Origin of the sequence: Psychromonas arctica, assembly GCF_036697365.1 — a bacterium.
Taxonomy (GTDB): domain Bacteria; phylum Pseudomonadota; class Gammaproteobacteria; order Enterobacterales; family Psychromonadaceae; genus Psychromonas; species Psychromonas arctica_A.
Window position 1 is genome coordinate 130,321 of the sequence record NZ_JBAHZA010000008.1, and the last position, 20,591, is coordinate 150,911.

A 20,591-nucleotide genomic window follows, 5' to 3' on the forward strand; every position below is an offset into this window, starting at 1 on the left:
TGAATGTTTAATATAGATAATTAAAATGCCGCTATCTAGCTACTAGTTAAATAGCACATCAAAAGTAATTGTTTTTTGGATTAATGTAACTTTAATATCTGCATCAATGGCATCACAAAGAGAAGCTACAATGGCCAACCCTAGGCCAAAATTTTCACTAGAACTACGAGAAATATCTTTTTGCCACATAGGTTCAAACATATTCTCTAGATCTCCAACAGATAATGCTTCAGATACTTCATTAGTGATTGAGACATGAGGTAACTCTCCCACTGAGTCTAATGTAAGCAATATCACAGACTCATTAGGACTGTATTGAATGGCATTATTGATTAAGTTTTTCAAAACAGTTTCTACTGCAAATAAATTATTTTCTAAAGGAGGGATCTCTGTTTGAGAATTCAAAATTATGCGATTTTCATAAGGAGCATATAGCTCATGGATAATTTGCTGATAATCAAAAATATCATCCTTAGGAAGCCCATTACCAGATAATTTATTTAGCAATAAAAGATTTGAGATGACATTTTTTAAGCGCCAAGAAATACCTAACACTTGCTGTGGGTAATCGGTTTTGGATATTTTATCTTGAGGGAATTTAATAACAACTTCCGTCAGGTTAATCAACTCTGTAATAGGAGTTTTTAATTCATGTGCAATATCTGAAGTTAAGCGCTTTTCTTTTTCATATAACGTTTTATTTTGATCAATAAAGCTATTAATGCTGTCTATGAAAGGCACTAATTCTAACGACAAATTTTTATTTGATAACTTTAAATTTTCATCGCTTATTTTAATTTTTTTGAGCTCATTATTTAATTCATTTAATGGGATCAACCCCAAGTCCACCTTATTCCTCACCACATATACAACTAAGAAAACAACAATAAACGTAGCCAGAATAAACAAAAAATCTAGAAAAATTAATATACCTTCAGTATCTTCTGTAGAAGCAGCATAAGCTAAGAGTATTGTCGGTTGAGTTGCACCAGCCCCTTTTAAATGCTTATAAAATATAGATCTTTTGACTGTATCGACTTGTGCCTTAAAAGAATAATAAATAATTAACCCGTCACGCCCATCCGGTAATCGAGCCTCAATAATTTTCTTTTTCCCCTCCATTAAAGGTATAAAAGGCAAACTATTGTTTAATTGAAAATTTAATGAATCTGACTTTTCATAGACTTCATCACCTAACCATAATTGAAAGTATTCTGCGTTATTTTGTCTCTCAAACTCAGGCATAAATTCACCTGAAAATTCAAACTCAACACCTTGTTCATCTTCTGACACTAAAGCAACTAATAAAGAAGCTTTACCGATAAGTGACTGTTCAAACTCTTTATCTACCCAATTATCAAGTACGACATCTATAATTAGCATCACTAAAGCAAAAACAAGCGAAAGTGAAATCGATAAACTCTTAACTAAATTATTTCTGATGGATATCATAGAGTTTGATCAACCATATAACCAAAACCACGTTTATTAATAATTGGTAATATTCCTCCAGCTGCTTTTGCTTTTTTTCTCGCTGACGATAAATGAGCCTCTATTGTATTTTTAGACATAGAATCATATTGCCCTGCCAGATACTCACTCAATTTTTCAGGTGAAAAAACCAGTTTTTTTTGCTTAAAAATACATTCTATTAACTTATATTCGTTTGGTGTTAAATTAATATTTTTACCATGAAATGAGAGTGTGAATAATTGAGTATTTAAAATAAAATCATTAACCTCAATAATATTTTCATCTATTACCAATCCACCTCTTCTTGATAGAGTTTGTAAACGAACATGTAATTCATCAAAAGAGAAGGGCTTAGCTAAATAATCGTCTGCGCCTGAAATTAAACCTTCAATTCGATCTTCAGTCTCTCCTCTAGCAGATAGAATAAGCACTTTTAATTCGATTTTTTTGCGCCTAATTGTTTTTAATACCGTTAAACCATCAACGCTAGGCAGCATAAGATCTAAAATCATAAGATCATAACTTCCCATTGTTGCCATGGTTAACCCTTCAGCCCCATCACCTGTTGCATCTACAGTAAACCCTAAATTCCCTAAACCTATTTTTAGACTATTTCTAAGTGATTCAGAATCTTCAACTAAGAGTAATTTCATTGTGATTACCTGCACTATTTAATTATCTTATTATGAACAAAAATTCTTAAGTTTTACTGAATAAAATTATCTTTATTGAAATTTTTAATTTAGCCTTATTTTAATATTTAAACTATTTGTGAGTAGAGATAATGGGATGAATAATATGTTCTGTAAAATGTATATATCTCCCTAAAATATGTAAATACACCTCCAACTCTAAACTTTCTCTTGCAAAATAATTTAAGTAGCTTTATCAAATATTATATACAGTGCTGAATTGCGATAAAAATCCGCAATTATTAAAACTTTAGAAAGTTTGACTTTAAATTGTCCAATAACCTAAATACTTTAAGCTGTAAAAATTCGTTGATAGTATTTTAATCTCTAATAGATTCTGGTATCGACAGGGCTCTGCAGAATTTACAAAGAGGAGAAGCGAAGAAAAGGTTGTCTTTAAAGCATTACTCTAGAAACAACAAAGCCTCAACAATAAATTGCTGAGGCTTCATATATAATGTGGCAGGGGTGGAGAGATTCGAACTCCCAACATACGGATTTGGAATCCGTCGTTCTGCCGTTGGAACTACACCCCTGCAGACGTTGCGGATAATACCGAAGCTGGCGTTAATGTAAAGTAACTTTTGCTAAAAATTGGTTGATTGTTTACAAAACAGGCAAAATCAAATGATTTTGATAAAATTGCTTATTATCTGGCTAAATTTTAGCTTTCAGAACGATCTATCTTCCTTTTATACATATTAGAATATTGTAATGAATAAGAGGCGGATTTGTTTGATAACCAACCGCCTCTGGTGTATTTTCAATAGCCTTATATCCCCTTACTTGTTTATAAAAGGATTTACCCATGACGCCCGCCCTACCTTCGCTTAAACCAACGACTCCTAATTTCTCTTCTGGCCCATGTGCCAAGCGTCCAGGTTATGATTTATCACGTTTAGACCAAACAACATTAGGTCGTTCACATCGCTCAGATGTGGGTAAAAATGCTTTGCAAAAAGTGATTAATGATACCGCTGAGATTTTACAATTACCTGAAGGTTATCGAGTGGGTATCGTTCCAGCATCTGATACGGGTGCAATGGAAATGATCATGTGGTCAATGTTAGGGCCTCGTGCTGTTGATATTTGTTATTGGGAATCATTCGGCCAAGGTTGGTTTGCAGATATCACTAAGCAATTAAAACTAGAAAATGTAAATGAAATCAAAGCAGGCTACGGCCAATTGCCTGATATGAGTTTAGTTAAACCAGAAAATGACTGTATCTTTACCTGGAACGGCACAACTTCCGGTGTAAAAGTAGAAAACGCTGACTTTATTAGTGATGACCGTGAAGGTTTGACTATTTGTGATGCGACATCAGCTGTTTTTGCGATGCCAATGCCTTGGGAAAAGTTAGATGTTACTACTTTTAGTTGGCAGAAAGTATTGGGTGGCGAAGGTGGTCATGGAGTGATCATCTTAAGCCCTAGAGCAGTCGCTCGTTTAGAAAGTTATACCCCTTCATGGCCGTTACCAAAAATATTTCGATTAACGGCAGGCGGTAAGCTAATAGAAGGCATTTTCTCTGGTGCAACGATTAATACACCATCAATGTTATGTGTATCGGATTATCAAGACGCTTTAGATTGGGTACGTTCGATTGGTGGCGTTGAGGCTTGTATTCGTAAATCACAACAAAACTTAGCTGTATTATCTAAGTTTGTTGAGAACAATGAATGGATTAATTTCTTAGCGGAAAAAGAAAGCATTCGTTCAAATACTAGCGTGTGTTTATCTGTGGATTTATCTGCAGAACAACTTAAGCAGTTTATTAAACTCTTATCGTCAGAAAAAGTAGCCTTTGATATTGGTGCTTACAAAGATGCGCCAAGTGGTTTACGTATTTGGTGTGGTAGCACGGTAGAGCAAAGTGATTTAGAAGCTTTAATGCCATGGTTAACTTGGGCTTATAAAACAGTTACGCAATAGACTTTATATAAAGCTATTAACAATAGCTATCAACTTTAAGGTTGATAGCTACCTCGCCCTTTCTTTTTTCTTCTTTTTATAAATCACAAAATATTTGATAACGACTCAAGGTTTATTAACGAGAGTAGTTCAATACATTAAAATTTTATCATCTCCTCGATACAAGGATCCTATTCGTATCTTGATAGCGTAAGATAGTAAATGAATTGATGTGATGACTGTATTTACCCACAACAATCAAAAAACTCCATGCAAACTCTATAGTTTGTATAAGCAATGCTGTAACTTAACGGCTAAGAAAAACAAAATATTAGCCGTTTAATTTTCCAGAATAAGGATGAGGTCTCCATGAGCGACAAACAATTTGATTTTGATTACATCTGTATCGGTGGTGGAAGTGGCGGTATCGCTTCTGCAAATCGCGCCTCTATATACGGTGCAAAAGTGGCGATTATTGAAGCTAAAGATTTAGGCGGTACTTGTGTCAATGTAGGCTGTGTACCTAAAAAAGTGATGTGGCATGGTGCTCAAGTTGCGGAGGCGATTAACCTTTATTCTGAAGATTACGGTTTTGATTTAGACGTTAAAGGCTTTAATTGGGCAAAAATGGTTGAGAATCGTCAAGCTTACATCGGCCGCATTCATGAGTCTTACGATCGAGTGTTAGGTAACAATAAAGTAGAAGTAATCAAAGGTTTTGCTACTTTTGTAGACAAAAATACGGTTGAAGTAGATGGGAAACACTACACAGCAAAACATATCACCATTGCAACTGGTGGTCGCCCTACTATTCCTAATGTCCCTGGCGCTGAATTAGGTATCGATTCAAATGGCTTCTTTGATATTGTTGAACAGCCGAAACGTGTCGCTATTGTTGGTGCAGGTTACATCGCAGTAGAAATTGCAGGTGTTTTAAGTGCATTGGGTACAGAAACACACTTATTTGTACGTAAAGAGTCACCATTACGTAGCTTTGATCCACTGATTGTTGAAACATTAGTAGAGGTAATGGCGGAAGAAGGCCCAACATTACATACTCACTCAACTCCGAAAGAAGTGACTAAAGAAGATGATGGCAGTATTACTTTGCATCTAGAAAATGGTCAAAGTCAAAATGTTGATACGTTAATTTGGGCCATTGGTCGTCACCCAACGACAGATCAAATTAACTTAGCGGTAACAGGTGTAGAAACTAACGACGCAGGTTACATCAAGGTAGATGAATACCAAGAAACAAATATCCCAGGCATATACTGTGTTGGAGATATTATGGAAAATGGCGTAGAACTAACGCCTGTTGCTGTTAAAGCTGGCCGCCAGTTATCGGAGCGCTTATTTAACAACAAACCTGAAGCTAAAATGGATTACGATTTAATCCCTACTGTTGTATTCAGCCACCCACCAATTGGTACGATTGGTTTAACTGAGCCAGAAGCCATTGCACAATATGGTGAGAAAAACGTTAAAGTTTATCAATCAGGCTTTACTGCTATGTATACTGCTATTACTCAACATCGCCAACCATGTAAAATGAAGTTAATTTGTGCAGGTGAAAATGAAGTTGTTGTTGGTTTACACGGTATTGGCTTTGCTGTTGATGAAATGATTCAAGGCTTTAGTATTGCTATGAAAATGGGCGCAACTAAAGCAGACTTTGATAGTGTCGTAGCAATTCACCCAACGGGCTCTGAAGAGTTTGTTACTATGCGCTAAGCGCGAGTCTAACGATTAAGAGCGTAGTATCATACATTTGTTACTGCGCTCTGCTTGTCACCTTAGCTCTAAACTCCCCCAACCTTCCTTTATTTCATATAATTAACATCTAATAGCGACACTCCAAACTTCAATTATTATTTTTGACCTGCTTTGTTTGATAAAGAAAATAACGTGGCTCACTTTATCTATCCAAAATACTAGTTAATCAAAAAAATATTTATTATACGAAATAAGCATTCTCCACGAGAGTAATTTCTACGATCAAAAACTTTACCAAGCTCACAATTACTCATACAAAACTATAAATAAGAATAAATATTTTGAAATATTAACCTCCAAATAGCCAAGAAGAAAAAACAAAAATAAAAAACGCACAAATAACTGATTTATAAACAATTAACTTCAAAATAAGCTGTTTACGTGATAAGTCTTTTTTTTATAAAAACAAAACAAACCAATATCACCTAGATTAAAAATCATACTAAAAAATCTAAAAACCGCTTAAATAACCATACAAATAAACACCATTTTTGTAATTTAAAATGATGTATAGATCTACTTTATGGACCTAAATGGCTCCCTAATGAGAGCAAGATCATTTTATTCATAAGGAAAAATTGCCCCTTTTTAGAGATTACAGAACAATAAAAAGGTAAATCAAATCAACTCCAATTATTTTTAGCTTTAAAGGGAAAAGAAAATGAAAAACGGACAAAAAATGAAACTCACTAAAATTGCAGCCGTCACTTTAAGCGCAGCATTAATTTTTGGTTGTGATGATCTTGAATTTCAAGAAACAACTAGCTCTACAGGTGATACTGATTCTGGTAGTGAAACAGATACGGGCGATACATCTTCTGATGCAGGCCAATATTCAATATTAACGAATGTTGAAGCAGGTTCTAGTGGCCAAATGCGCTACGATGTTGCAGCAGTTGAAGGCGCGGAATTAACTGAGGGGCAAGTTGATGTAAATGTGTTCTATTCATCATCTGAAACAGAGACAGCTTATATTTCATTATTTAATGCCGATACAAATACGGCCGGCCTAGTAGGTGAAGTGCAGTTAGACGATGGTAACATTAAAGTGAGATCTGGAGATTCTACTACTGTAGGCACTTTCACAACAGGTGCCTGGGTTAACGTTAACGTTACTTGGAGTGTAACAGACGGTACTTATACTGTTACTGTAGATGGCACTGAAATTGGAACTTATGATTTCCATAATTCGGCAGCAACAGGTGTTGATACTGTTGGCTTTAAAATAGGTAATAATGCATTGACTGATTCCGAAGAGTTCTTAGTCGATGACTTTACTATTTACTCAGATGAAGCAGGCACAACAGAAGTATTCTTTGATGATTATGAAGATTATGTTGTTGATGAGTTATTAGATGGCGCAGGTGACCCATACAATGATGAAACACAACCAGCCATTGTGGGTGGTGCAGCATCAGATGATACGGATGAAACGGATGATAGCGACACTACAGAAACTGACTCAACTCAAGTAGCAGCTATTGCAGATACATTAGAGACTGATACTGGTGAATTACGATACCAAATTTCAGATGGTATCGCTGTTGGGCAAGTTAACGTATCTTTCTTATACGATGAAAGCGAAACAGAAACAGCTGCTTTAACTGTATTTTCTACTGGCGGTACTTCTACTTCAAGTGGCGAGCATATTGTAGATTTACAACTTGACTCAGGTACTGTATCACTAAGAAACCATGGAGATATCTCAACATTTACACCTGGTGAATGGGTAGACTTACAAATCAATTGGACTACAGATGGAACATCTTCAGCTGATGTTACAATTACAATTGATGATCAAGAAATCGGTACTTACGTGAATGATTACAGTACTGATGGTAATGATGATACAGGTGCAAAAGATATTCAAATTCGTTATGCCGGTGGTTCAGCAACAACTGAGTTTGTATTGTATGTAGATGATTTAACACTTTATTCTGATGCAGGGACAACCGTTAGCTTCTCTGATGACTTTGAAGACTACGAAATTGGTGTTGTTCTTGATGAAATAGAAGGAAGCTCTTATCATGGAAACAGCTCTGAAGCGACTGTAGCTGCACAACCAGAGTAATTAATAACAGTATTTTATTAAAATTATTAGGCCGAATACTCAATTATTCGGCCTTTTTTATGCGCCAGATTTATCATCAAAAACACCACCTCAAACATACCTCCGAGAACAATCATTATTACATCAAGTTTCAGTGTCTAGTTATCAATTTTGAAAGCGTTTTTTAATAAGGAATTTCATTTGTATTATAATTGAAAAATCTTTATTAACTCTTATGAAAATGGATATCATACAGTGAAATATAAATTAATAAGCAGTGCCATATTATCAATATTCCTTAGTGCATGTGGCGGTAGCGGTGGCAGTTCTACCGCTGTAAATACTGATACAGAAAACACTAATGATGATACTAGCAGCTATCAAGGTGTGCCCTACGATTATTCTCGATATGTTGATGCATTAGATAACGCTAACTTACAGCAAACCGACCTCTCCGATTGTACAAATAATGATGTTAATAACAGTTGTTCGAAGTCTGATGTCGTTGATGCTGGTGATTATGTAGATTATGACAGCGATTATTTCTATATTGATAAAGATTCAGGCTGGTTAACATTTGAAATGGAAGGTGATAGTAATCGTACGGAGCTTCGCTTTACTGAAAACTTCTTAACTAATTTAACAGATACAAAATATACGTTAACTGCAGACATATTACCTATATCTCCTGCTGAGTCCGTTACAAATAGCAGTGATGGTGAAGAGATTACATTATTGCAGGTACATAACAAAGGTGAAAACGGTGAGGCTGACGATACCGTGCTATCACATCCTTTATTACGTATTGTTTGGGATGGTGAAAACCGTACTGATGATATAACAGGTGACGCATATAATAATGCTTACTGGGCAATCGTTAAGACCAATGCTTATGAGTGTAAGGATGAAAGTAATCCTAACTATAATGCGAGTTGCCCTGACTCATATGATTTTTATTACTTAGCGGATTACGACGCAAGTGCCCCCACTAATTTTGAAGTGGTCGTCGGTAATGAAACATTACTCATCAATGTAGACGATGAGAATAAAGCTAATATTAACATTAGTTATTGGTCAAACTTATACAGTTATTTTAAAGCAGGCGTTTATAACCAATATACTGATGGCAATAGCACCGTTCAATTTAAAACGCTCACTTATAATGAAAGTGAATACGCGGACGATGACACTACATCACTACCAATGAATGCATTAGATGCAAATTTAGCTCCTTCTGAAAACTTTGACCTTTCAACTTGGAACTTAAGTGTCCCGATTGATAGTGGAGAAGGCGAAAACTATGCGAAAGCAACCAATATTTCTGTTGAAGATCTTAATGATGGTTATGAGTTAGAAAACTACTTCTGGACTAATACGACAGATGGCGGGATGGTTTTCAGAGACTATATCGGTGGTGCTCGTACATCTGAAGGGACTTCATACTCACGTACAGAATTTCGTGAAATGTTACGTGGTGAAGATACAAGCATCAAAACCCAGGGCGTTAATCAAAATAACTGGGTATTTAGTAATGCACCAGAAGCACAACAGGATAATGCAGGTGGTGTAGATGGCAACATGGTGGCAACCTTAGCAGTAAATCATGTAACGAGCACGGGCAGCAGCAGTCACCAAGGTCGAGTTATCATAGGCCAAATTCACGCGGCAAGCGATGAGCCAGTTCGATTATATTACCGATTATTAGATGGACACACTAAAGGTGCTATTTATTTTGCGCATGAACCAAGTAACGGCAATAGTGAAGAATGGTATGAAATGATCGGATCTAGAGACAATGATGCAAGTGAACCATCAGATGGCATCGAACTAGATGAAAAATTTAGCTTCGAGATTGATGTCGTAGGTACAATACTGACGGTGAATATTATGCGTGACGATAAAGACACTATTACTCAAGAAGTTGATATGAGTAATAGTGGCTATGATGGTTACTATGAAAAAGACGGTGTAGAGACAGAGGATTATATGTACTTCAAAGCGGGAGTTTATAACCAAAATAACTCAGGTGATGAAACAGATTACGTTCAAGCTACTTTTTATTATTTAAGTAAAACACATTAATCAGTAAAAACCTTTAACTCTAATCGACACAGAAGCCCATACTTGCTGAATAAAGTATGGGCTTTCGAACACCAGTGCCAATCACGCTAATTAACTGATCTTTTTTACTTGTTAAAATAACTTATTTGTTCGTTGTAATTTTCGCAGATAAAAAACAACTCCCCCTTTCCATTAATCGTCGAAACGATTGAATTACGTATTGAATTCAATACGTTTTACTGCACAAAATTTAGAGCACTTACTTATAATATAGTTGGTATAAGTATTTGTTCCGTAACTTTCCTACAATCCTACAACTCAAGTCTTCTTGTATGACAAGCACTCAATGGACGTTAAGCAAAAAATTACCACTGGTCTGTTTAATAGTATGAATATTAATGATATTGACGCAGACTCAAAAGTATTTCTAGTTATCAAACTTCATTGAGAGTAATAAATTTACGTGGTTTATATGCCAGCTAAAACTCAAAGAAATGGAATAATCAAGAAGTCTTTATAAAAAATAGCAATTGCACACCGGCATATTGAAGTCTTTTATACAGGGTATACCCTTCATCAACGAAAAAAACACTAAAGTAAACTAGTCAAACATAGCAGGACTTATTTTTCACAAACAGTGTTAATAGAGCAAGCACAAAGGTTTAGTAGAGTTCATTACATATTCCTAAAGATACTATTACCCCACTCCAATCTACATATAAAGGTGCTAATACCTAACAGTTTATTTATCTTATACTCATGTTGGTAACCAATAGGTCGGTCACATCATTCACCCCAAATGTGTCATTAATATAAATTTTACGCAAAAAAAAAGCGGTTAGATAATCTAACCGCTTTTGCTAATTGAATTTAATGGATGCTAACCTGATTAGTCCATTTCTGGTAATCGGTCTTTATCTCCATCGTCGTCTTCATTTACTTGGCTAACTGCTTTAACAAGTAGTAGGCCAACTGCGAATACGATACCGCCACACAATACAAAGATTAAACTTTGCATAAATGGATTTGGTAAGAAGAACATTGCCATGATACCAACACCAGCTGTACCAATTAACATACCCAACATACGACGTTGTTTGTTATCAAGGTGTGCTTGAGCAGCAGATGTATTGTGAAGAGGAGTCGCTAAATTCGTAAAGAATGTATCAACGTCTTTTTCACGCTCTGCAGATAATGGTTTGTAGAAGAACATCGTTGCACAGAAGAAACCACCTGTAATAACAATGTGACCTAATAAACCAAGACCAACTTTAAGATCTTTCCACTCACGACCAGTTAATGCTGTATCTAAATTAAACCAGTTTTGAATATCTGTTGCTGAGATAACAAGACCGACGTAGTACGACACACATGCACCAACAATTAATGTTGCCCATGCAGCCCAGTCAGGCGTTCTGCGGATAAAGAAGCCACAGAAAGCAGGTACCGTCATAGGGAAGCTGATTAACGCACCTACATACATCATAGTATCAAATAAGCTTAATCCTTTAAGTGAGTTAATAAATAATGCCACTAGGATAATAATGATACCAAATACCGTAGAAGTAATTTTAGAACATGTTACTAACTCTTTCTCAGTTGCCTTTGGACGTAAAACCACTTGGTAGAAGTTTTTAACAAAGATACCTGAGTTACGGTTTAGACCTGAATCCATTGAAGACATAGTTGCTGCAAACATTGCAGAAATAAGCAAACCAACCATACCCACTGGCATGTACTCATCAACAAAGTAAAGGTAAGCATAATCAGCGGCTTTTTTACCAGCATCTGGGTACATAGCGGTTAAATCAACACCAGTAGAAGCCAAGAACCAGCTAGGTAGGAACCAAATTAATGGACCCATAGTCATCAGAATACAAGCTAATAGCGCAGCTTTACGTGCATTTTTAGAATCTTTTGCCGCAAGGTAACGGTAAGAGTTAAGCATGTTATTAGTAATACTGAATTGCTTAACAAAGATAAAGAATGACCACAATGCAAAGATACTAAAGTAGTTGATTTCAGTACCAATAAGGAAAGTAACTTCACGTGTTTGCTCAAAACCTTCGATGATATTTGAAATACCACCACCTTGATTAAGCGCAACAATCGCACAAGTAATAGTTACGGCCATGATAATAACCATCTGCATAAAGTCAGATGCAATTACCGCCCATGAACCACCTGTTACAGACATCACTAATACTACAATACCCGTCGCCCAGATAGTTGTTTCAATATCAACACCGAAAATACCAGAAGCTATGATAGCAAGACCATTCAACCAGATACCTGCATTAATAACGCTGTTTGGCATACCTGTCCAAGTAAATACTTGTTCATTTTTACTACCAAAACGTTGGCGAACCGCTTGAATTACAGTTACTACACGTAATTGGCGGAACTTAGGTGCAAAGTAAGCAAAGTTCATGAAATAACCAAATGCGTTAGCCATAAAGATAATCGCAACAGTAAAACCATCGTTATAAGCTTTACCGGCGGCACCTGTGAATGTCCAAGCACTGAATTGGGTCATGAAGGCAGTTGAACCTACCATCCACCAGAGCATGTTACCGCCCCCACGAAAGTAATCACTTGTATTTGTGGTGAATGTTCTAAACATCCATCCAATTGCAATAAGGAATAAAAAATAAACCCCTACTACTAATATATTAAAATCCATATCGAGACCCTTTAGTTATTTATAATTAGCAAAACCATATCCCAGAGAGAAGATTAATTGTATTACAATAATAAAAGTATGTGATTGAAATCATATTAAATAAGAAGGTATCGCAAAGAATATAATCTAGATCAGGTTTAAATCAGTTAGTAACTTCTATATAAAGTAGAAAAACAAAATTCTTTATATATAGTTGGTAGTATTTAAGCATCTATATCTTATTATTATTAGACTTTAAAGAATAGATTAAGTTGTTGAAAGCCTTACAGCGTCTAGTGCTGCTCGTTAAAGCAAAAGATGCAAAAATGAAAACGTTTGTGTCACACCTAATTAAAAATTATTTAAATTTTTGCTGTGACACAGCGCAAAAAAAAGTACGCAGGGAACCACTTTAGTCGTATTAATGAAAAACAAAAATGTTACACAGCTCTCTATATGAGCTAAAAGCGTTTAATCCAAAACATCCCAAAAAACACATAAACCACTGAAATAAAACAACTATTAATCACATCTCAAAAACCTGAAATTTTAGTACAAAAAAAGTTAGAGGGAACTCACAGAACAAAAGCACAAAAATTATGTATTCTATTTGTATTATGAAATGCCAATTAGAGTTGGTATTTAATAAATATTTTAAGTTTTAGTATTTACGGAATTACAAGTTTGTTGTTGTTCGTAAAAATAAGTTTTGCACTATTCATACCTGCAACAATAAAACTAAAAATATAAAAAACTTTATATTACATCAAACTGGAAGATAACCATGAAACTACAAAATAAATTAATTTTTGCTGTTGCAACTACAGTACTATCTGGCGCAGCATCAGCTGCTACTATCGACTTCCGCCATGAATACAAGGCAGATAATGAACAACAAGCAAGCCGAGTTAAACTAGGTAACAACTTCAGACCTGTAGAAGATATGAAAGACCTTAAAGTTAACCTTGGTATAGAAATGAAGTTTGCTAGTTTCGATAAAACAGACACGCTTGATGATACTTACCTAACTGAAACAGAGTTAGACATGGGCTTAACTTACCGTATTGGTAAATGGCAAATCAAACCAGGTATGCCAATAGCACTAACAGATCGTAAAAGAACCTTTAAACCACAAATTCGTGTTGTTTATAAATCAGACTTTGGTTTACAAACAGCATTACGTTACCGTCATGAATTCGCAAACTACTCAGATCCAACTGATGGTGATACTAACGTAGAGACAGGTAAAAAAGTTAACCGTCCTACTAAATCAAAAGTAACACTAACTGGTTCATACAAAATCAAATCGTTACCGAATCTAAGACTGAGCTACGAAGCAAACTACGTTAAATCTTGGGATAAAGTAAAACAATTTGATAATAAAGATTGGGAATATGATGCAGGTCTAATTGTTGGTTACCAATTTGGTGATTGGCGCCCATTTGCTGAGGTCTGGACTGTAGATGAAGGTTCTAGCTCTAGTAAACGTCAAGCTCGTTACCGTGCAGGTATTAAATACAGCTTCTAATACCAATAACACCAATTGGAATTAGATTATTAAGTTTAAATGATTAATTGAGTCTGATCATTTGCAGCCACTTACTTGTTAAGTGGCTTTTTCATTTTTAAAATAAAGAATTAATTTATATAAGCCATTGTTAAACAAATTAGAGGTAGGTATTTACAGGTAATGGAACGCAGACCCCCTCGGAAGTACCGATATCATATCGTTTGATTAATACCAATCACACTAAGTAACTGATCTATTTTACTTGTTAAAATAACTTATTTTTTTGTTGTAACTTTCGAAAATAGAACAACTATTAAAGAATTAACATCTTTTGGTTAATTCTCCGATAGACTATTAACGAAGTTCATCGTCGAAAGGCTTAAGTTACGCTTTAAACTAAGTCATTTTTCCTGCGCAAAATTTAGATCACTTATTTAATGTAATTGGTATAAGACCTAAAGTTAATAAGTAAATAGCTACTGCTTATTATAAAAATAACGATCAACCATAAAATTAAACCGCATTAGCTCAGGCTTTTATAATTGAGCTACATATTGAGGTTTATAGAGCGCGTGTATAATCAAATTTCATATGTCGGACAGAAGAGTCAGCTCCTTCAAAGTGTTGTTTAAGCAACGCTAAATACAACTCTCCAGTAGCTAATGAATCAACAAGAGCACCATGTGCTGAATACTCTGGTAAATTGTGGCGTTCTCGCACACTACCCAGACGGAAATCGTCAGTACCATTACTACCTTTGTAAATATGTAAAGATTTTTCCATCTGTAAAGTATCTACCCACAATAACGGTAAAGGCGGTAACTTATAACGCTTAGCCATATAGTGATTTAAAAAGCGCTTTTCTACGATACTGCCATGAACGATTAAGACCTTCCCCACTGCTTCGGCTAACATGGTATCCAATACTACATTCCATGCTTCGCCCTTCTCCAGCATTTCAGGGACAATATGGTTGATCACCGCCGTTTCGGCTTTAACATTTTTTGCTGTATGAATTAGAGTCTCTACCGCTTCAGATAACAACAATTGCTGGTTAATTAAAGGTAAGTAACCCACACTCAACAGCGAATCGGTTTTAGGGTTGAAGCCTGATGTTTCAAAATCCAGCGACAAATAATCTAAAGAGTAAATATCATCATCCAAACCTGGTAATGGTGCTTCTAACAATGCTCGGATATTATCGGGTACTTGATGTGTTGATAAGTACCGTTCCCGTTCACGTTGCAACTTATTAAGTGGATGAAAATGATTAAAAATACGACGCATAATTTATTTCTCTCACCCAAATATTACTGACGATTAAATTTCAATTTTGTATATTCTTGTAAATCAGCAATAATCCTAAAAGCATCTTTTAAATGCTTTCTTTCAAAGCTACCAAAGGCATTAGGATCAATATGATTGTCTGCTACTCGCCCTTCTTTCAAGGCCGTAAATTGATGTGATAAACGGACTTGAGTAATAAACTGAAATGCACCTTGTACATTTTTCAACATGTCTTCACTTAATAAATTATTTTCATAAGCATGTTCGAAACGCGCCATCGTTTCGGCCTTTTCTGAGCCTGACGACAGTCCATAAATTCGTGCCAAATCAACTAATAGACTTAGAGCAAATTTCTTAATATTCAGAGTCTTAGAGTTTTCACCACTTTTTTCTAATACCAATGAATTGAAAATACCTAATGGTGGACTTACTGAAACAGAGTCTCGTACCATAGAAGATAAAAAGACATGTGAGGACTTAATGCTACTAAACAGATGTGCTTGTAATTCTTTATTGAAGCTTTCGTTACCGTATAGCCAACGCGTCTCTAAAAATACAGTTGCATTTAACAAACTATCATACTCTGGATTCGCCACCCACTTGCTGTACGAAGCTTTCCATACTTTCAGTGGCATACACCATTTAGGGTTGACCGCCATAAATTTACCGGTGCACAAAGGATATGCACAAGCATCAAGCGCATTACATACCCACATCGCTAACCCCTGGAAGTAAATGCGATCTGCAGCAGTTGCATCATCCGCTAAGATAATCGCATTATCTTGATCAGACAGCATATGCACTTCATTACGCGCATGCGATCCAGCAACGATCCAAGCAAACTCACAAGGCGGCTTACCAAAATGCTCTTCTGCTATTTGTAATAAGCGACGGTTATAGGCGTCCATAATTAAGGTCATCACATGGCCAATAATATCGCCACTTACTTTACCTTCTACTAATGCTTCAAAAATAGCTTGGCGTTCAGGAGTTAATTTAGATAAATCAGAAACCGTCTTAGCGTATTTTATTTTTTCAATTAGGAAGACAGCTTGAATCCTGTTATTGCGTACTAAATGAGTTGTTGTTAACACTCCTAATACATTATTACCTTCCACAACAGGTAAGCTTCGGACATTGTTTTGCATCATGATTGATGAGGCTTTTAGCACAAGGTCATTGGGCGCGACAGTTAAGGGATTAGGTGTCATGATTTCTTTTACCGGACGAGTGTAATCTAAGCCTGCTACAATAACGCGTTTGGTCATATCACGGTCAGTCACTAAGCCAACTATTTGCCCATTTTCGGTAATGACTGCTGTTGGTGAACAAACAGCCATAATTTGTTCTGCGACCTGTCTAATCGGTGTACTAGAATCAGCAACTACTATTTTGTCACTAGCAACTTCCGATACTTTTTTAACGAAAATACCTTTCTCACTATCTGACCACACCACGTCTAATGCAGAGTGTAAACGAACTTGTACATTACTGGCAAAGTGCTCAGCAAAATCAGGATACTCTTCTAAAAGGCTTAATAGATCAGAGTGAGGAACTAAATATAAGAGTGTATTTTCTAATGCAACAGCGGTGTAATCTTCCTGTGATTCCTTTTGTTCTGACAGAAAGGTAAAACCAAATAGATCCTCTGAACCTAATTTTGCTCTTAACATTCCGTTATGCTTACGCTGCTCCATTGAACCGGTTCGGACGACATATAAATAACGTAATTCATGCTCTCCTCCAAACTGAATTTGTTCGCCTTTCGCGAGGTAAGTTATTTTTATGCAACAAGCAATTTTACGTTGTAACTCTTTAGGCAATTTATCGAAGGGATCAATCGTCGCTAGGAAATCATGAATATTAGGTATTAATGTTTGAGGCATAAGTCATCCTTTAAAAACACTGTCATTTTAATGCAAAAAGCCACGCTCCTAATAATAGAGAATGGCTATACTCGTTTTGCTAAATACTCGGACCAAGCATCAAAGTAAGTTATACCTATTGATTCTGTTTGGAATAAATAACAAAACTATTACGAGGGATTTAATCTTTACTTGGTAAACGGCGTTTACTTTTGCTTAATAACTCAATGTTAGCTTGTCTCGCTTTATCTGCATCACCCGCCATGATCGCTGAGTAAATTGCACGATGCTCGTTAATACAAGTACTACCACGAATAGAAGAATGTGTAATGAAGCTTTTAAACATGGTGCAAAGTACATTCGCAAAAGGCAGATAAAAACTATTACCTGTTGAGAGGAAAATAAGGCGATGAAACTCCATATCGGCATCAGTCCAACTCTCTAATTCAAAGTCTTTGGAGATATCATCCATTTGCTGAAAAGTCGCTGATAATAAAATACGTTGCTGTGCAGTTGCATTTTCTGCTGCTAATGCTGCGGCTTCAGGCTCTAATGCATTACGTAATGATAAAAAGTCACGATAAACCGCATCATTATCGCCTAAACCAGTTAACCAGTCTAATAATTGAGAGTCTAAGAAGTTCCAGTTTTCTCGGTTAGTGACTCGTGTCCCCACTTTGGGTTTAGATTCTAATAACCCTTTGGACGTTAACAGTTTAATTGCTTCTCTCAGGGAGGTACGGCTTACTTTGAATTGTTCACATAAAGCCATTTCGCCAGGGATAATCTCATTTTGAGCAACTTCTCCGGATAATATTTTACGAGCAATTTCGCGCGCTACTTGCACATGTAAACTGCGTTTTACTCCTGCTATTTCTACAAATGCATTCTGCATAAGATTCATTCCTATAATAAAGTCACTTAATAGTAATACAAATAAACACTGTTTGGTATCAGTGTCACCCATCCTATTTGTCTTCTGTGATTTATATAGGGTAAAAAATAGCTTATTTTGTATTATATGTGAACTAATACCCTTAACTTTGTAAGTGGTTAGCTCCATTATAAATATTTCATAAAAAGTAAAATTTAGGTGTTTTTGTTCACTAAACGAGCACTCATAGTATAACCTATTAGGATTAGTTTATTATTATGAAGATAATTTATAAGTAAGGGATGATGATGAAAACGATGACTTGTAGACAACTTGGAGGTGCTTGTGAGCAATCTTATCAAGGGGATACGTTACAAGACCTGTTAGAACAAAATAAGCTACATATGGTAGAAATGATGATGCAACAGGATGAACAACACATTGAAGCAAGTCGTAAAGTAAAGGCATTGATGCAAGATATAGAAGCGAGTAAGGTTTGGTACGCGAATAAACAAAAATTATTTAATGAGTTACCAGAAGATTAATTTCGACCTAATAGTAATACCAATCACACTAAATAGATAAGTTATTTAATGTAGTCGATACCAAACAAAAAGCCTAATCAATAACGTTATTGATTAGGCTTTTTGTTAAGCATTAAGCAATTTGATTAAACTGAAAAAGGATATTTAATCGCTTCGTGGCACTGGTAACCGACCACTTCAAAGTCATCCATAGTAACCCAAGTCTCTAAGTCTTCTAATGAAGTTATTTTAGGATTAATTTTCAGTTGTGGTGATGGAAAAGGTTCACGCTTTAATTGTACATCTTGCATAAGCGCTAACTGATCTTCATATATATGTGCATTCACGATTTTATGATATGCCTTACCTGCTTTTTTGCCGGTTATTTGTGCCATCAAGGCTAAGAAAGCAAATACCTGCACTTGATTAAAGTTAAGCCCAAGTGGCACATCACATGAACGCTGATAGCTGGTTAAATGTAATGTATCACCTAATAATGAGAAAGTATGAGTGTGCATACATGGACGTAAACAACCCATATCAAATTCACCTGGATTATAAAACGTTAAGATCTCAGCCCGATCATCGATACCGTTTTTAAGGTTATCTACAATTTTTTTAAGTTGATCTAATGTCGTGCCATCAGGCTTTGCCCATGCACGCCCCTGCACCCCATAAACACGCCCCATGTCATCTGCACCTTTGCGGTGTGGATTGTTCAACCAAGCATCATTTAAGTTAGCATTCGCATCCCAAGTTTTAGTGCCTAAAGCACGAAAATCGGCAGCATTATCATAACCACGGATATAACCAAGAAACTCAGCAATCGCAGATTTATAAAAGCTCTTACGCGTGGTGATCATTGGGAATTGATTATTACCAACATCATACTCTAAATCAGCATTTATTACGGTAAGGCAACGTTTTCCAGTACGCTCATTTTCAATCCAAGTTCCTTGATCTATGATGCGCTGACATAATGCTAAATACTGTTTCATTGTTTTTTACCCTTTGCTTTTTTAGTACCTTGGTTCACTTCTGGAACAGGATTATTTTTGTATGCATAAACCATTAAAATAGCACCGATAAGAATCATAGGCAGTGATAAAATTTGTCCCATACTCATGTTGAAGGTTAATAAACCTAACTGAGCATCAGGTTCACGGGCAAACTCAATAATAAAGCGGAACGTACCGTAACCTAACAAGAATAATCCAGCGACTGAACCTGCCGGTTTTGGCTTACGAATAAATAAGAATAAAATAATAAATAACGCAACACCTTCTAGGGCAAATTCATATAATTGAGAAGGATGACGCGGCAATGGTCCTGCATTATAAAACACTACGCCAAATGGAGAGTCTGTTACACGACCCCAAAGCTCTGAGTTAATGAAGTTACCAATACGCCCTGCACCTAAGCCAACTGGCAATAGTGGCACAATAAAGTCACCTACCGATAAAATCGAACGTTGATGGCGTTTAGCATAAATAATAATCGCTGTTACAACCCCTAATACGCCGCCATGGAATGACATACCGCCTTCCCAAATTCTAAATAAATACATAGGGTTATCGATAAAGGTCGGGAACTGATAAAACAGTACGTAGCCAATTCGACCACCTAAAATAACCCCCATAAAACCTGCAAATAACAGGTCGCTGGCTTGCTCGCGTGTCCATACGCCATTAGATTTATCACATACACGGTTTGCCATCCAAAACGCAAAGGCAAAACCAACAAGATACATCAATCCATACCAACGAATATCAAGTGGACCAAGACTGATTGCGATCGGATCGATCTGGGGTAATACATAATGAGATGAGGACATAATTTGCTCTAATTGATGAGTTTAGTGACCGTATCATATCGTAATTTCAATGGAAAAATAATCATAGTTTT

14 protein-coding genes and 1 tRNA gene are annotated in these 20,591 nt (G+C 36.0%); 6 read left to right on the top strand and 9 right to left on the bottom strand.

Translation table 11 applies throughout. The features are described 5' to 3' along the window. Nucleotides 1–42: 42 nt before the first annotated feature. From V5290_RS10945 to V5290_RS10955, 3 genes are all read right to left on the bottom strand, one after another. Nucleotides 43–1,452: a sensor histidine kinase gene (locus tag V5290_RS10945; RefSeq protein WP_333385376.1), complete on the bottom strand. Its 1,410-nt coding sequence runs from the start codon at nt 1,450–1,452 to the stop codon at nt 43–45. After that, nucleotides 1,449–2,126 (bottom strand): response regulator transcription factor, encoded by a 678-nt coding sequence (locus V5290_RS10950; RefSeq protein WP_333385379.1) that lies wholly within the window; start codon nt 2,124–2,126, stop codon nt 1,449–1,451. The genes V5290_RS10945 and V5290_RS10950 overlap by 4 nt, the downstream gene beginning before the upstream one ends. 499 nt (nt 2,127–2,625) lie before the next feature. Next, nucleotides 2,626–2,701 (bottom strand) — tRNA-Trp (locus tag V5290_RS10955). A 272-nt stretch (nt 2,702–2,973) separates the two neighbouring features. Here V5290_RS10955 and V5290_RS10960 point away from each other — a divergent pair. The 4 genes from V5290_RS10960 (at nt 2,974) to V5290_RS10975 (ending at nt 9,985) form a co-directional block, all read left to right on the top strand. Then, nucleotides 2,974–4,098 carry a phosphoserine transaminase gene (locus V5290_RS10960; protein WP_333385380.1) on the top strand — a complete coding sequence of 375 codons (1,125 nt, stop codon included), beginning with the start codon at nt 2,974–2,976 and terminating at the stop codon, nt 4,096–4,098. A gap of 348 nt (nt 4,099–4,446) precedes the next feature. After that, nucleotides 4,447–5,811 (top strand): glutathione-disulfide reductase, encoded by a 1,365-nt coding sequence (gorA, locus tag V5290_RS10965; protein ID WP_333385383.1) that lies wholly within the window; start codon nt 4,447–4,449, stop codon nt 5,809–5,811. Nucleotides 5,812–6,514: 703 nt separating this feature from the next. Then, a complete protein-coding gene (locus V5290_RS10970) occupies nt 6,515–7,924 on the top strand; it encodes a hypothetical protein (protein ID WP_333385386.1) in 1,410 nt (469 codons plus the stop codon). 234 nt (nt 7,925–8,158) lie between these two features. Then, entirely contained in the window at nt 8,159–9,985 is a 1,827-nt protein-coding gene (locus V5290_RS10975) for a polysaccharide lyase family 7 protein (RefSeq protein ID WP_333385389.1), read from the top strand. Nucleotides 9,986–10,853: 868 nt separating this feature from the next. On the opposite strand, the gene V5290_RS10980 is transcribed toward V5290_RS10975, so the two are convergent. Beyond that, a complete protein-coding gene (locus V5290_RS10980) occupies nt 10,854–12,647 on the bottom strand; it encodes a sodium:solute symporter family transporter (protein ID WP_333385391.1) in 1,794 nt (597 codons plus the stop codon). 763 nt (nt 12,648–13,410) lie between these two features. Here V5290_RS10980 and V5290_RS10985 point away from each other — a divergent pair. Then, on the top strand, nt 13,411–14,154 hold the full coding sequence (locus tag V5290_RS10985; RefSeq protein WP_333385394.1) for an oligogalacturonate-specific porin KdgM family protein: 744 nt from the start codon (nt 13,411–13,413) through the stop codon (nt 14,152–14,154). A 543-nt stretch (nt 14,155–14,697) separates the two neighbouring features. Here the strand turns inward: V5290_RS10985 and V5290_RS10990 are convergent. From V5290_RS10990 to V5290_RS11000, 3 genes are all read right to left on the bottom strand, one after another. Beyond that, entirely contained in the window at nt 14,698–15,423 is a 726-nt protein-coding gene (locus tag V5290_RS10990) for a 3'-5' exonuclease (RefSeq protein ID WP_333385397.1), read from the bottom strand. Nucleotides 15,424–15,446: 23 nt separating this feature from the next. After that, entirely contained in the window at nt 15,447–17,309 is a 1,863-nt protein-coding gene (locus tag V5290_RS10995; RefSeq protein WP_333385399.1) for a putative nucleotidyltransferase substrate binding domain-containing protein, read from the bottom strand. A 160-nt stretch (nt 17,310–17,469) separates the two neighbouring features. Then, the gene (locus V5290_RS11000) at nt 17,470–18,183 is read right to left on the bottom strand and encodes a FadR/GntR family transcriptional regulator (protein WP_333385401.1); all 714 of its coding nucleotides are present in this window, start codon (nt 18,181–18,183) and stop codon (nt 17,470–17,472) included. 287 nt (nt 18,184–18,470) lie between these two features. On the opposite strand from V5290_RS11000, the gene V5290_RS11005 reads away from it, so the two are divergent. After that, nucleotides 18,471–18,707 carry a hypothetical protein gene (locus V5290_RS11005; RefSeq protein WP_333385404.1) on the top strand — a complete coding sequence of 79 codons (237 nt, stop codon included), beginning with the start codon at nt 18,471–18,473 and terminating at the stop codon, nt 18,705–18,707. Between the two features lie 125 nt (nt 18,708–18,832). Here the strand turns inward: V5290_RS11005 and V5290_RS11010 are convergent, their stop codons facing one another. Continuing rightward, complete coding sequence (locus tag V5290_RS11010; RefSeq protein WP_333385407.1) at nt 18,833–19,684, bottom strand: thymidylate synthase; 852 nt, start codon at nt 19,682–19,684, stop codon at nt 18,833–18,835. Then, nucleotides 19,681–20,520, bottom strand: coding sequence for a prolipoprotein diacylglyceryl transferase (lgt, locus tag V5290_RS11015; protein ID WP_333385410.1), 840 nt, complete (start codon nt 20,518–20,520; stop codon nt 19,681–19,683). Before lgt ends, V5290_RS11010 begins: the two co-directional genes overlap by 4 nt. Between the last annotated feature and the right edge of the window lie 71 nt (nt 20,521–20,591).

Excerpts from the sequence above, each read along its gene's own strand:
- V5290_RS10950 (WP_333385379.1), bottom strand. The coding sequence starts at position 2,126 with ATGAAATTACTCTTAGTTGAAGATTCTGAATCACTTAGAAATAGTCTA.
- V5290_RS10945 (WP_333385376.1), bottom strand. The coding sequence starts at position 1,452 with ATGATATCCATCAGAAATAATTTAGTTAAGAGTTTATCGATTTCACTT.
- V5290_RS11000 (WP_333385401.1), bottom strand. The coding sequence starts at position 18,183 with ATGCAGAATGCATTTGTAGAAATAGCAGGAGTAAAACGCAGTTTACAT.
- V5290_RS10995 (WP_333385399.1), bottom strand. The coding sequence starts at position 17,309 with ATGCCTCAAACATTAATACCTAATATTCATGATTTCCTAGCGACGATT.
- V5290_RS11005 (WP_333385404.1), top strand. The coding sequence starts at position 18,471 with ATGAAAACGATGACTTGTAGACAACTTGGAGGTGCTTGTGAGCAATCT.
- V5290_RS10985 (WP_333385394.1), top strand. The coding sequence starts at position 13,411 with ATGAAACTACAAAATAAATTAATTTTTGCTGTTGCAACTACAGTACTA.
- lgt (WP_333385410.1), bottom strand. The coding sequence starts at position 20,520 with ATGTCCTCATCTCATTATGTATTACCCCAGATCGATCCGATCGCAATC.
- V5290_RS11010 (WP_333385407.1), bottom strand. The coding sequence starts at position 19,684 with ATGAAACAGTATTTAGCATTATGTCAGCGCATCATAGATCAAGGAACT.
- V5290_RS10960 (WP_333385380.1), top strand. The coding sequence starts at position 2,974 with ATGACGCCCGCCCTACCTTCGCTTAAACCAACGACTCCTAATTTCTCT.
- V5290_RS10980 (WP_333385391.1), bottom strand. The coding sequence starts at position 12,647 with ATGGATTTTAATATATTAGTAGTAGGGGTTTATTTTTTATTCCTTATT.
- gorA (WP_333385383.1), top strand. The coding sequence starts at position 4,447 with ATGAGCGACAAACAATTTGATTTTGATTACATCTGTATCGGTGGTGGA.
- V5290_RS10990 (WP_333385397.1), bottom strand. The coding sequence starts at position 15,423 with ATGCGTCGTATTTTTAATCATTTTCATCCACTTAATAAGTTGCAACGT.
- V5290_RS10970 (WP_333385386.1), top strand. The coding sequence starts at position 6,515 with ATGAAAAACGGACAAAAAATGAAACTCACTAAAATTGCAGCCGTCACT.